Origin of the sequence: Oceanobacillus sp. FSL W7-1281 (assembly GCF_037969835.1) — a bacterium.
Lineage (GTDB): Bacteria > Bacillota > Bacilli > Bacillales > Amphibacillaceae > Oceanobacillus > Oceanobacillus oncorhynchi.
This window is the reverse complement of sequence record NZ_CP150214.1, coordinates 4,405,390-4,418,174: the sequence shown is the minus strand read 5'-3', so window position 1 is coordinate 4,418,174 and position 12,785 is coordinate 4,405,390. Positions and strand designations below refer to the sequence as shown.

At 40.7% G+C, this 12,785-nt stretch carries 12 protein-coding genes; 10 read left to right on the top strand and 2 right to left on the bottom strand.

Features of this window, described 5'->3' with window-relative positions; translation table 11 throughout:
• The first annotated feature begins 507 nt into the window (after positions 1-507).
• From MKX55_RS21380 to MKX55_RS21345, 8 genes are all read left to right on the top strand, one after another.
• Positions 508-2,922, top strand: a complete 2,415-nt coding sequence (locus tag MKX55_RS21380; RefSeq protein WP_339234805.1) for a Na+/H+ antiporter subunit A — start codon at positions 508-510, stop codon at positions 2,920-2,922.
• Entirely contained in the window at positions 2,909-3,331 is a 423-nt protein-coding gene (locus MKX55_RS21375; RefSeq protein WP_339180605.1) for a Na(+)/H(+) antiporter subunit B, read from the top strand. The genes MKX55_RS21380 and MKX55_RS21375 overlap by 14 nt, the downstream gene beginning before the upstream one ends.
• A gap of 2 nt (positions 3,332-3,333) precedes the next feature.
• On the top strand, positions 3,334-3,666 hold the full coding sequence (locus MKX55_RS21370; RefSeq protein WP_339180603.1) for a Na(+)/H(+) antiporter subunit C: 333 nt from the start codon (positions 3,334-3,336) through the stop codon (positions 3,664-3,666).
• Complete coding sequence (locus tag MKX55_RS21365) at positions 3,659-5,140, top strand: Na+/H+ antiporter subunit D (protein ID WP_339234802.1); 1,482 nt, start codon at positions 3,659-3,661, stop codon at positions 5,138-5,140. Before MKX55_RS21370 ends, MKX55_RS21365 begins: the two co-directional genes overlap by 8 nt.
• A 91-nt stretch (positions 5,141-5,231) precedes the next feature.
• Positions 5,232-5,714 (top strand): Na+/H+ antiporter subunit E, encoded by a 483-nt coding sequence (locus MKX55_RS21360; RefSeq protein WP_339180598.1) that lies wholly within the window; start codon positions 5,232-5,234, stop codon positions 5,712-5,714.
• On the top strand, positions 5,714-5,998 hold the full coding sequence (locus MKX55_RS21355) for a Na(+)/H(+) antiporter subunit F1 (RefSeq protein ID WP_339180596.1): 285 nt from the start codon (positions 5,714-5,716) through the stop codon (positions 5,996-5,998). The genes MKX55_RS21360 and MKX55_RS21355 overlap by 1 nt, the downstream gene beginning before the upstream one ends.
• Before the next feature lie 19 nt (positions 5,999-6,017).
• Positions 6,018-6,413, top strand: a complete 396-nt coding sequence (locus MKX55_RS21350; RefSeq protein WP_339185340.1) for a Na+/H+ antiporter subunit G — start codon at positions 6,018-6,020, stop codon at positions 6,411-6,413.
• 113 nt (positions 6,414-6,526) lie between these two features.
• The gene (locus MKX55_RS21345; RefSeq protein ID WP_339234800.1) at positions 6,527-7,765 is read left to right on the top strand and encodes a cytochrome P450; all 1,239 of its coding nucleotides are present in this window, start codon (positions 6,527-6,529) and stop codon (positions 7,763-7,765) included.
• Between the two features lie 124 nt (positions 7,766-7,889).
• Here the strand turns inward: MKX55_RS21345 and MKX55_RS21340 are convergent, their stop codons facing one another.
• Positions 7,890-8,909, bottom strand: a complete 1,020-nt coding sequence (locus tag MKX55_RS21340) for an LLM class flavin-dependent oxidoreductase (protein ID WP_339180592.1) — start codon at positions 8,907-8,909, stop codon at positions 7,890-7,892.
• 707 nt (positions 8,910-9,616) lie between these two features.
• Between MKX55_RS21340 and rlmN the strand changes: the two genes are divergently transcribed.
• Both rlmN and MKX55_RS21330 read left to right on the top strand, forming a co-directional pair.
• Complete coding sequence (rlmN, locus tag MKX55_RS21335; protein WP_042529247.1) at positions 9,617-10,684, top strand: 23S rRNA (adenine(2503)-C(2))-methyltransferase RlmN; 1,068 nt, start codon at positions 9,617-9,619, stop codon at positions 10,682-10,684.
• Positions 10,685-10,768: 84 nt separating this feature from the next.
• Entirely contained in the window at positions 10,769-11,254 is a 486-nt protein-coding gene (locus MKX55_RS21330) for a GNAT family N-acetyltransferase (RefSeq protein WP_339234797.1), read from the top strand.
• Between the two features lie 68 nt (positions 11,255-11,322).
• On the opposite strand, the gene MKX55_RS21325 is transcribed toward MKX55_RS21330, so the two are convergent.
• A complete protein-coding gene (locus tag MKX55_RS21325) occupies positions 11,323-12,570 on the bottom strand; it encodes a diguanylate cyclase (RefSeq protein WP_339180588.1) in 1,248 nt (415 codons plus the stop codon).
• Positions 12,571-12,785: the final 215 nt, after the last annotated feature.

Genomic DNA, 12,785 nt, shown 5'->3' with positions numbered 1-12,785 from the left:
GTTTCTCTCTATTTTAATGCATTGGTTCAACCACTTTATCGTCTTTGTTCCATTCAGTAACGTAAAATGCTGAAGGGCCCCCTGCAGCTATTTATATATACTTTCGTCAATAATAAGCTTTCTATTATTAGATTAGCATTTTACGGACAAAATAACCATTGTATATGCTGTTTGTTTAGAAAGTATAAGAAAAGGTTTTAAAGAAGCTCTCACGAAGCTCCTTGCCTTGTGCCGGAATATTCAAGCTGGCACATCCTTATGGTGGTAAAGAACGAGCGTATCTCGCTTATTCGAATGTTCGTTTTCTCTCCCGTTTTAAAGGGTAGTTAGTAAATAGCATACTTGTCTGGATGAAATATGTGCGGACTTTTTAAACAGGTGAGAAATTTAACCCTTTTTTGCTGTTTGAACCCAAACTTTGATTGATACCTAAACATCTGGCAACCATCAGGTTTTCTAACATAATCACAAAATAAGAAAAATAATGAAATGATAGGAGGTTCTCGTTTGTCGACTTTAGTACTGGCTATTTTTATCCCATTTCTGGCTGCTGCAATTATACCCTTCTTATATAAGTATATAAAAAACATACATGTGGGCTGGTTCGTCATTCTGGTGCCGACAGGTTTATTCATTTATCTTGCTTCGCTCATCCCGGCTATTTCTAATGGAGAAGCAATTGTGCAGACAATAAACTGGATTCCGAGCTATGGAATTAATATAACGGCTTACCTGGATGGACTTAGTCTGACTTTGGCATTATTGATTTCCGGAGTGGGAGCACTTGTAATTCTTTATTCTATTTATTACCTTTCGCTGAAAGAACCAATAGGTACGTTCTATACATACCTTATGCTGTTTATGGGAGCAATGTTAGGTGTTGTGATGTCAGACAACATGCTGGTTTTGTATGTATTCTGGGAGTTAACAAGTATCTCTTCCTTCCTGCTAATCGCATTCTGGTATCAGCGAAAGCGTTCCAGAGAAGGTGCCAAGAAATCATTGATTATCACGGTTTCTGGCGGTATTTCTATGCTGGTTGGTTTTATCATGATTGGTGCCATGGCAAATACGTGGAGTATCCGCGAGATAATTGCTGAAGTGGCGGCAATTAGCGATCATGCTTTATTTATCCCTGCTCTCTTGCTTGTGCTGCTTGGAGCATTTACGAAATCAGCACAGTTTCCGTTCCATATATGGCTTCCGGATGCGATGGAAGCACCTACACCGGTTAGTGCTTATCTGCACTCGGCCACAATGGTAAAAGCGGGAATTTATCTGGTTGCTCGTTTCACACCGGTTTTTGGCGGGGAAGCTGTCTGGTTCTGGGCTGTTACAGGTGTCGGGATATTTACGCTTTTCTGGGGCTCCTTTAATGCTGTCCGTCAGACCGATTTAAAAGCATTGCTGGCTTATTCAACCATCAGCCAGCTTGGAATGATTATGAGTATGTTCGGGATGGGCTCCGCAGCCCTTCATCTGGGATATGCTGAGGAATCGGTGGTATATACAGGGGCAACCTTTGCGGCGTTATTCCATTTAGTGAATCACTCGACGTTTAAAGGCGCGTTGTTTATGGTTGTCGGTGTCGTCGACCACAGTGTGGGCACCCGGGATATTCGCCGCCTGGGCGGACTCATTACACTTATGCCTATTACATTTACGATTGCAACAATCGGCAGCATGTCCATGGCAGGGTTACCTCCGTTTAATGGATTTTTGAGTAAAGAGATGTTCTTTATATCTACTTTAGATATTACGGAAGCAAGCTTCTTCGGCTTAGGGACATGGGGGATTATCATTCCGATTGTTGCCTGGATAGCAAGTGTCTTTACATTTGTTTATTCCACCGTATTTGTTGTGAAAACGTTCCTTGGTCCATATAAAGAAGAAAAGCTGGAGCATCCGGCACATGAACCAAAGCCGGGAATGCTGATTTCACCGATTATATTAGGATTGCTTGTAATTATATTTTTCTTTGTGCCGAATGTGATTGGAGAGAATCTGATTACGCCTGCGATGAGCGGAATCTTCCCTACCTTTGCTGCAGAAGGCGCAGATTTGGGAACGGATATTTATGCTTGGCATGGCTTTGAGCCTGAATTATTTATGACCATTGGTGTCGTACTGTTTGGGGTTCTCTTATTCTTCACGAGAAAATACTGGTCAGGTATATATAAACTGTTTCCAGAGAAACGATCAATTAATGTGTTTTATGGATTCGTCTTAGACCAGATGGAAGATAAATCAACGGTTATTACAAATAAATATATGACACGTTATTTACGTGATTATATGGTGTATATTTTTGCTTTCTTTATTTTGGTGGTCGGCGGAACTTTTATTTATACAGAGGCATACCAATTTACACTGCCGGAAAATGCAACGATTTCGGTTTTTGAATGGCTTATTGTGCTGTCTATGATGGCAACCGGTATTACAATTTTATTTGCACAGTCCAGGCTGACAGCGATTGTGTTAAATAGTATTTTAGGCTTTGGAATTGCGATTCTTTTTGTCCTGCTGCGTGCACCTGATTTAGCGCTGACACAAACCGTTATCGAAGCAGTAACCACTGTTTTATTCCTTGTAGCGTATTATTTCTTGCCTGAGCTGGAAAAAGAAAATACGTCGAAGAAAACGAAGAGTATCAACCTGTTTATCTCCATTGGTGTCGGTGTCGTATTTACAGCTGTAGCATTAGGTGTTCAGGGGAACAGAGGGTTTGATACAATTTCCGGATTTTTTGAGAATTCCTATGAACTTGCAGGAGGAAATAACATGGTGAATGCCATCTTAGGGGACTTCCGTGCATTTGATACAATGTTAGAGGTAGTTGTTCTCTTAATTGCAGGGATTGGTATCTATACAATGATCCGGGTGAAGGCCAAGAAGGAGAGTGATCAGATTGAAGATAAATAACGTCATCCTTCGTACAGTGGCCAAGCTTGTTTTCTTTATCATTCTGACCCTTGCAGTTTATTTATTTTTTGCAGGTCATAATAGTCCAGGCGGCGGCTTCAGCGGCGGGCTGGTACTTGCATCTGCACTGGTACTGTTATTTATTGTATATGATATTGAAACCATCCAAAGAGGTCTTCCCATTGATTTTAAATTGGTAGCTGCTTTTGGTGCATTCTTGTCTGTGGGCACTGGGTTTGGCGCATTGGTGTTTGGTGCAAACTTCTTAACACAGGCCTTTGATTATTTCGATATCCCTTTTTTCGGGGAAATAGAACTGACAACAGTGACGATTTTTGAAGCTGGTGTTGCGCTTGCTGTTGTTGGTGTTGTGGTAACAATCTTATTAAGTATTAGTGAGGATGAGTAATTATGGAAACGTTAGTAACCATCCTGGCAGGTGTATTAGTTACAGTAGCAACTTATCTCTTGCTGTCAAAGAGTTTGATCCGCGTTATTATCGGTACTGCGATTTTAACCCATGCAGCCCACCTTCTCATTATGGTGCTTGCAGAATTAAAAACGGGAACAGTGCCGATTGTCGGCGAAGGAGATCCGGTAGATCCACTCCCGCAGGCATTGATTTTAACGTCAATCGTTATTGGTTTTGCAGTAACTGCGGTGTCTCTCGTTCTCGCTTATCGAACATATCAAGAGATTGGAACAGATAAATTAGATGAGCTGAGGGGGGAGACGGATGAGTAATTTAATTGTTATGCCCATGGCACTGCCGGTCCTGTTTGGGATTATTCTTTTATTTTTGAGACCTTATGTGAAGGTGCAAAGAGGACTGTCATTGCTCGTATTTGTTGCGAATATCGGAATCAGCGCATATATGCTGCAGCTGATTCAGCAAAATGGCGTCTTACGTCTTGATTTTGGCGGTTGGGAGCCGCCTTTTGGAATCTTATTTGTGGCAGATAGTTTTTCTATGCTGCTGGTGCTGGCGGCAAGTATTGTTGCTGCTGTATGTTTAATCTATTCGTTTTCTTCTGTGGAGCCATCATTTGAAAAGAACTTTTATTATTCTTTTGTTTTATTTCTTATCGCAGGGGTAAATGGCTCCTTTCTGACAGGAGATATCTTCAACCTGTTTGTCTGTTTTGAAATTATGCTGCTTGCTTCCTACGTGTTAATCGTATTTGGCGGCAAAAAAAGACAGCTTCGCGAGTCGATAAAATATGTCATTGTTAATGTTGTCTCCTCTTGGATTTTCCTTGTAGCTATTGCATATATATATGGATCGGTCGGAACATTAAATATGGCGCATATAGCAGAGCGTGTTGCAGAAAATGGACAGACTGCGACATTAACTGTTGTCAGTATTGTTTTCTTAACCGTATTTGCATTAAAAGCAGGTCTGTTTTTGTATTTCTGGCTGCCGGGCTCTTATTCTGTTCCAATTACTCCGGTCGCAGCTATGTTCGGAGCGCTGCTGACAAAGGTTGGAATTTATGCGATGTTCCGTATGTTTACCTTGATTTTCTATCATGAACCGCAAATGACGCACACGATAATCGGGATTTTAGCAGGGCTGACTTTAATCGGCGGGAGTATTGGAGCAGTTGCTTATAAGGACCTCAGATTAGTTGCTTCTTACAATGTGGTCATTGCAGTTGGTTTTATTCTCGTTGGTTTGGCTGTTGCAACACCAGCTGCTATAGAAGGTTCTATTTATTATTTGATTCATGACATTATTATAAAAGCATCTCTATTTTTACTGGTAGGAACGATGATTGCAGTGACTGGGCAGACGAAAATGGATGAAATCAGCGGTCTGATCAAGAACCACCCGCTGCTTGGCTGGCTGTTCTTCCTGACAACATTATCTTTAGCCGGAATTCCGCCATTAAGCGGATTTATCGGTAAAGTCCTTGTTGGGGAGGGTGCTGTAGAAGGCGGCGCATATGTCTTATTAGCTCTTGCATTTATCTCAAGTATCTTTGTTCTATACTCCCTGATGCGTATTTTCTTAACAAGCTTTTGGGGAGAAACCATTATCAGTAAAGACGAAGAAGCACCAGCAAAGAAAGGCTGGAGCGTTGCAATGTGTATACTAGCTTTAGGTACGATTGCTTTAGGCTTAGGCGCTGAATCTATGTCTGTTTATGTTCAAGATGCAGCAGAAACATTATTAAACCCGCAAATTTATATTGATGCAGTACTTGGAGGGAATTAGTCCGGATGAAATACGAATTATCCGGTCCCCCTAGGAGTGTGCATGAATACCTCTGAAGCAGTTTTTCTAATAAACAAGGTGGTGATGCTGAATGCCGGCACAGTTTTTATTGAATGTGTTTATTGCTGTATTATGGACCCTGATTAATGATGAATCCGAACTTCGATTTACAACATTTGTCGCAGGTTATCTCGTTGGGATTGGTATTGTATTTTTAATGCATCGTTTTTTTGGAGAACGATTTTATCTTTCACGCTTTATAGCGTTAATAAAACTGATATTTATCTTTACGAGAGAGCTTATCATGTCGTCAAAGCTCGTTCTTGGGCAAATTTTAAAACCGAAACTTTCGATTAAGCCGGGACTGTTTAAATACGAAACAGTCTTGCGGGGAGATTGGGAAATTACGGCTTTAGCACTATTATTAACATTAACTCCAGGTTCTGTTGTTATTGAAGTGACAGATGACGGAGATGCATTTTATATTCATGCGATGGACGTGGAAGAGTCAAAAGATATCCTGTTAAAGTCCATTGATAACTTTGAGAAAGCAATTATGGAGGTGACGCGCTAATGATTCAAGGAATGCTGACGATTGCTTTAACGTTTTATGGAATATCGATTTGTATCAGCGTGATTCGTATTATTATTGGCCCGAGTCTGCCTGACCGTATCGTTGCTTTAGATATGGTTGGTGTGACACTCGTATCCTCCATAGCTATTATATCTGTTATGATGACAACCACTGCATTTTTAGAAGTTATCTTGATTTTAGCTATCCTGGCTTTTATCAGTACCATTGCCTTCTCGAAATATATTGAGAGGGGGATCATTCTTGAATATCGACGCGACGATTGAATTTATTGCTGCTCTATTTATGCTTACCGGGTCGATTATGGCATTAATCAGTGCGATAGGAATTATTCGTCTGCCGGATGTTTTTACACGATCCCACGCTGGTACAAAAAGTTCTACACTTGCTGTACTATTGACCCTGCTTGGAGCATTTATTTATTTTGCTTCCAATCAAGGATTTTACAGTGTCCGGCTGCTGCTCGGAATTGCTTTTGTGTTCTTAACTGCTCCCGTAGCAGGGCATCTTATCACACGTGCGGCTTACCGGGCGAATGTAAAAATGGCTGATACGACTGTGGAGGATGAATTGAAAGAAGTGACAGATAAAGTAAAAGAAGAAGCGGAAAAAGAGCGCAGTGAAACTGGAGAAGTCATTATAGAAGACGAAAAGAAAGCAGACAAAGAGCATTCTGAATAGAGTGCTCTTTGTTTATAATTCTAAAATAACAGTGCATACTTTTAAAAGGGAGACAGGTTTTTAAGAGCGTTGAAGAGGGAAGTAGGATAGAGAAGTACATAGGGGGTTAGAAAATGGTAAAACCAATCGTGCAAGATAAAGGAATGGATCATACCATCGATTTTTTAAGAGACGGTTATTTTTATTTTTCTAAACGAATGAACGAGTATCAGGAAGATGTTATCGGATCACGTATATTTGGAAGAAAGCTGGTGATGCTGCGAGCGGAGGAAGCAGCAGATTTAGTAAAGGATACGGCTAAGTTTAAGCCTGAGAAAAGTATCTCTGAACTGTCCGCCAGCCTACTGAGGGAAGAAAATGGCGTATTTTATCTGGCAGACATCGATCAACATCAGGAGAAAGCCTGGTTTCAAGATGTCTTCTCTGCAGAAAAGCGGGAAGAGTTGGAAGCAATTATCCGCCAGCGCTGGGAAGAAAGAATAGAAGCATGGAAAATAAACCCGTCTATTGATTTTGTTGCGGAAATGGAAGAGATGTGGGTGATTGCTGTTTGTAACTGGCTGGGGATTCCGATTCGTGCAAACAATCTAAAACAGCGTACCACGGATATACAGGAGCTTGTTCAATTATTTTCAAAGTATGGATTCAATCGCTGGAAAAGAAAACAAGCGAAAAATCGAATAGAAAAGTGGCTTGTCTTCTTAATTCGTCAGCTGAGAGCAGGTAAAATCCATGTCGATGAAGAGAAGATATTGTCTAAACTGGCTTGGTATGAAGATGAATCAGGTCAAATTTTACAGACAGGAAAAGTGGTTCAGGAATTATTATTTCTTATCCGGACCTTTGCAGCTTCCGGCAGATGGGTTGTCTTTTGCCAAATAGCACTGATTGAGAATCCAGAATTAAAGGAACGGCTTCAAGTGGATCATCAATATGTTGATTGCTTTATCCATGAGGTTATCCGCTTCTACTCCATGATTCCTTTTGCTGTAGCAAAGACACAGGAACAGCTTTTCTGGAAGGAGATGTTTTTTGATAAAAATCAATTGGTTTTGTTTGATATACATGGCATCAATCATCATCCTGATAAGTGGCTTCATCCCGACTTATTTCAGCCGGATCGATTTTTAGATATTTTACCTGACTTTGGAGAAGGGGCGGCGAAAGAGCTCGCTTCTGCGAATGAGAATATAACAATGCAGCTCATGAAGATTAGCTTGTCTTATCTCCTGCGGACCGATTGGATAGCTCCGAATCAGACCTTCACCTGCCGTGGCACGGAAATTCCGGCACGGCCAAAAAATGGCATGCCGCTTGATTTTTACCATCAATCTTTTGTAGAGGATATGTAAGGGCGGTTTCTATTGAATCGGACAGTGATGTAATAAAATACATTTTTCACGGTCAATTGCATTGCGATAAAAAGCCAGCTTGAACAAGAAATAACTTCTTGTTCAAGCTGGCTGATGTTATCTATTATTCACTCATCAATTCGCCTACGATAGAATAGGAATAAAGTCTTTCCTTAATATCGTAAATCTGTGAGGTGATTATAATTTCATCTGCATCTGTTTCTTTACGGAATGCTTCTAACCCTTTACGGACAGTTTCTTTGTTGCCGATAATAGTTGTCTTCGGACTTAAAGACTCTTGCACAGCAGCTTTTTCTGCTGGAGACCAGATGGCATCCATGTTCTCAACAGGCGGCTGCAGTTTAGATTCTATCCCTTTTCGCAGATTTAAGAATTGCATCTGATGAGAGGTAGCTAAATAAGCTGCTTCTTCATCGGTATCCGCTGCAATGACATTGACTGCAACCATTGCATACGGTTTATCAAGTGCTTCAGACGGCTGGAACCGATCACGATAAAGCTCTAATGCAGGAACGGTATATGCAGGTGCAAAATGGCTGGCAAATGAAAATGGCAAGCCCTTTTCCGCCGCTAATCGTGCACTAAAATCGCTGGAACCAAGCAGCCAAATCGGGATATCTAAGCCCTGTCCAGGTATTGCCTTTACTCGGGAAACTGGATTGCTTGAAAAATAATCCTGCAATTCATTGACTTGCATCGGAAATTCCTCTGGACCGGCATGAAGGGTACGGCGCAGAGCAAAAGCGGTCGCTTGATCACTTCCTGGTGCCCGGCCTAATCCTAAGTCTATCCGATTCGGATAAAGGGATTCCAGTGTGCCAAATTGCTCTGCAATGACCAGACTGGCATGGTTTGGCAGCATGATTCCTCCTGAACCGACACGGATGGAGTTGGTATGCCCGGCAATATGGCCGATCAATAAAGAGGTTGCTGAGCTTGAGATTCCTTTCATGTTATGGTGTTCTGCAAACCAATAGCGGTGAAATCCCAGTTTCTCAACATGCTGTGCTAAACGGACACTTTCCTGAAATGCCTGTTTAGCATCTCCTTCTTCAATGATTGGTGCGAGATCGAGTACAGATAAAGGTATATTTTGAAACTTTTTGTATGATTGTGTATCCATTAAATCCCTCCTTCACTAATGAAAATGATAAAGGTTTCTTAGGGCAGCGTCCAATGTTTAAACTTATGGCGTAAGAAGAAGTTACTTTTTGCCTCTTTATCCAGGGGGAGGGGATTGCAGTTACCAATGTTGTCAGGTTAATGAATTTTATTAATTTTGATACAGATAGTAGTAAAACCTATCTAGTGGAGGAAAAACACGGAGACTCCTATGGGAAAGCGCAATGGTTTTCGGTGGGGCGAGTAATCGCAAAAGCTCTTCGATGGGACGAGTAATCGCAGTCCCAGTCCCAGTGTGAAGACCCCGCAGAAAAAAAGCGAACTTCTTTTTTTCTACCACAGGCATAAGCGCGACTATGCTTCTGTCTGCGCCTGTCGGCTTGCCAATCGCTAAGTCTTCTTTTCACCCTCGGGGCATAAGTGCGACTTTAGCTCTGTCTGCGCCTGCCGGCTTGCCAATCGCTAAGTCTTCTTTAAAGGAGATGAGCTCGGGGCCCATGGAAAGCGTAGTGTTTTTCTGGGGTTGCGATTACTCACCCTATCAAATATCGCCTTAGCGGACATCTCCTTGGCAGGAACATCCGGTGTTTTAAAAACCAAGTGATTTTCTTGATTCATCTAATGAAAAGAATGTGAAAACTATTTGCTAACCTGGTCGTAATCAAGTAATATAGGGAAAGCAGAAAAAATGAAATGAGGGTATTTTTGATGAGTCATTCATCTATTTACGGATTAACATATGAACAATTGCAGTCGTGGTTAATGGAACATGGTGAAAAACGTTTCCGTGCTGAGCAAGTGTGGAACTGGTTATATAAAAAACGGATTGACCGCTTTGAAGATATGAATAATGTCAATCAGTCAACGATAGATCTTTTAAAGGAAAATTTTGTCCTGCATACAATGGCTGAAGAAATTCGCCAGGAGTCAAAGGATGGAACGATTAAATTTTTATTCAAGCTGGCAGACGGCAATGTGATTGAGACGGTTCTGATGCGTTTTAATTATGGATTATCTGTCTGTGTGACAACACAGGTAGGATGTAATATCGGCTGTTCTTTCTGTGCAAGCGGGCTGCTGCGTAAAAGCCGTGATTTAAACAGCGGTGAAATTGTCGAGCAGATTATGAATGTACAGAAGCATATGGACGAGCGCGGGGAAGAAGAGCGTGTCAGCCATATTGTAGTGATGGGAATTGGCGAGCCGCTCGATAACTATAAGAATTTAATGGATTTCCTATACATTGTGAATGATGATGGCGGATTAAATATCGGTGCACGTCATATTACAGTTTCGACAAGTGGACTGGCACATAAAATGTATGAATTTGCAGATGACCCGATACAAGTCAATTTGGCTATTTCTTTACACGCTCCAAATAATGAATTACGTACACAAATTATGAAAATCAACCGTGCCTTCCCAATTGAAAAACTGATGAAGGCAGTAGATTACTATTTAGAGAAAAAGAATCGCCGGATTACGTATGAATACATCATGCTTCATGATGTCAATGATCATAAGAAGGAAGCATTGGAACTGGCTAAGCTGATCAGGAACCACCGTCATTTAGCTTACGTGAATCTAATTCCTTATAATACGGTCGATGAGCATATAGATTATCAGCGCAGCAGTTCAGAGAATATCCAAGCCTTTTATGAAACATTGAAGGCTGAAGGAATTCAATGCGGTGTCCGCTGGGAGAATGGTGCGGATATTGATGCAGCCTGCGGTCAATTACGCAGTAAGCAAATCAAAAAGACAAAAGCAGTTTAATATACAGTGAAAGAGGCTTGCTCTGAGACAGGGCAGCTTCTTTCTTTATAAATGGGGCAGGATAGCCGGGGGAGGAGTAATGTATTGGATAAATCAGTTCTCATCAGAGAAATCGAAGCTAAGGATGATAAAGCTATGGAAGCGATCATTAAGCGCTCCTTAGAAAAACATCATCTCGATCATGAAGGAACAGCCTATACAGACCCGCAGCTCGCTGAGTTAAGCTCTTATTATCAAGCACGGCCAAAGGATAAATATTGGGTAATGGAGCTGGATGAGGAAGTCGTTGGCGGTGTTGGAATAGGTATATATAATGAAAAGCAGTCTATTTGTGAGCTGCAGAAGCTTTATTTGGCTCCCGCAGCTCAAGGAAGGGGTTTGTCCCGGAAACTAATGAAAACGGCTCTGGACTATGCTTCTGTGCATTTTAAACAATGCTATCTAGAAACAAGACATGAGTTGGAGGCAGCGAGCAGCTTATATGAAAAATATGGCTTTCAATCCTTGGAGAAACCCTTGGAAGGAAGCGAACACTCGGCTATGGACCGCTGGTATATCAAGGTATTATAAAGAAAGGGCAGCTTCGTTAAAATGGAACGAAGCTGCCCTTTCTTATGCCCGGTGCACAAAGTAATACGTTATTTCTTGTTGTTTAACCTGCCATCCATAGAAATAATCCGATTTTTCCCGCTGTTTTTTGCCTTTAACAACAATTCATCAGCTTGTAAATAAGCATTCTTAAGCTTCGTCAGACGATTATTATGGATATAATACATCCCAAATGAGGCGGTATAAGGGATGCTGACAGCTTCAGACCGGAATTCTGTCTGGGCAGGAGTATCCAAAATAGTATCTTTTAATTCATTTAGGAATAGCTGGCAATCCGCAAAGGTTTTATTCCTGAGAATAATGGTAAACTCCTCTCCGCCAGTACGGAATACATAATCACTGGAATTTATATTTTTTTGCAGTATTTGTGCGAAGTGCCGGATGACACTATCGCCGACAACATGATTAAATGTGTCATTGATAGATTTAAAAGCATCAATATCACCAATAATTAATGCAATATTTTCTTCCTTCTCGTCTAACTCCTGCATGACTTTATTCAGATAGGTCCGATTGTAAATATTCGTTAGAAAATCGGTATAGGCCATTTTTTTAAATCGTTCGCTTTCCTGTTTTTGGAGTAAAAGCTTGGTATGAAATATCCCGGCGCGTCCTACGATATAACTCAATAGGAAAATAGCAATCACTGCTTCCCATTGGCCTTCAGATATAAATGTGAAAAGCAGCCCGTTTGTCAAAGCTGTTTTAAGCAAATCAAGCATGCTCCGCCCGGTAATAAATTCAAATGCTTCCTGTTTCGAATGCATATTTTTAGTAACAAGCATGATTAATATTAAAAAACAGGAAGAAATAACATCCATTAAAATAATTAAAAAGAACACAACCAGCCAGAACGAGAAGGGGAGGCCCTGTACAGCAGGATATATAATATGAAAACCATAGAATCCAATCGTACAGAATAAAGTCGGCGCACCAATATTATAAAAGGTATGCAGCAGTTCGTCCTCATCTGCTGTACCGGTGATTTTCCGATGAAAATATACATAAAATCGATTTGCAATTTCAAATAGAAATAAGCCTAATGGACCTGCTAATAAAACGAGGGAAAAACTATAGGAAATACTGTAATCAATATTCATTTTTCCAGCCTTAACAAGTGTCCTTAAGTGGACAAAAAGGATAGAAAAGAGAAGGTAGATGGAATAAATCAAAATATAAGAGTTTACATCCAGAAGTAATGTACCATAACTGACCGAAAGCAGAGCAGCCATGGTAAAAATCGATAGGATCACTATACGCAGGTATAATCGGACCATTATAAGAACCTCTCCATTTCAAAGAATAGTAATTGGATTTTCCACCGGTCTGATACTCCAAGTAAAAAAGAAGCGGTGAATTAGACCTAATTATATGGCAAGTAGAATCATAGCTGCGCAAATTTAAATAGATATAAGTAAATAAAGGATGTTTTTACATTTACTACCAACTATAAAATACAAATATTTACTTATTCTAAGTTAGTAATATTCAT

What these genes read in the sequence shown, in the direction of transcription:
- MKX55_RS21340 (WP_339180592.1), bottom strand. Translation starts at nt 8,909, where the DNA reads ATGGATACACAATCATACAAAAAGTTTCAAAATATACCTTTATCTGTA.
- MKX55_RS21345 (WP_339234800.1), top strand. Translation starts at nt 6,527, where the DNA reads ATGGTAAAACCAATCGTGCAAGATAAAGGAATGGATCATACCATCGAT.
- rlmN (WP_042529247.1), top strand. Translation starts at nt 9,617, where the DNA reads ATGAGTCATTCATCTATTTACGGATTAACATATGAACAATTGCAGTCG.
- MKX55_RS21370 (WP_339180603.1), top strand. Translation starts at nt 3,334, where the DNA reads ATGGAAACGTTAGTAACCATCCTGGCAGGTGTATTAGTTACAGTAGCA.
- MKX55_RS21355 (WP_339180596.1), top strand. Translation starts at nt 5,714, where the DNA reads ATGATTCAAGGAATGCTGACGATTGCTTTAACGTTTTATGGAATATCG.
- MKX55_RS21360 (WP_339180598.1), top strand. Translation starts at nt 5,232, where the DNA reads ATGCCGGCACAGTTTTTATTGAATGTGTTTATTGCTGTATTATGGACC.
- MKX55_RS21350 (WP_339185340.1), top strand. Translation starts at nt 6,018, where the DNA reads ATGCTTACCGGGTCGATTATGGCATTAATCAGTGCGATAGGAATTATT.
- MKX55_RS21325 (WP_339180588.1), bottom strand. Translation starts at nt 12,570, where the DNA reads ATGGTCCGATTATACCTGCGTATAGTGATCCTATCGATTTTTACCATG.
- MKX55_RS21365 (WP_339234802.1), top strand. Translation starts at nt 3,659, where the DNA reads ATGAGTAATTTAATTGTTATGCCCATGGCACTGCCGGTCCTGTTTGGG.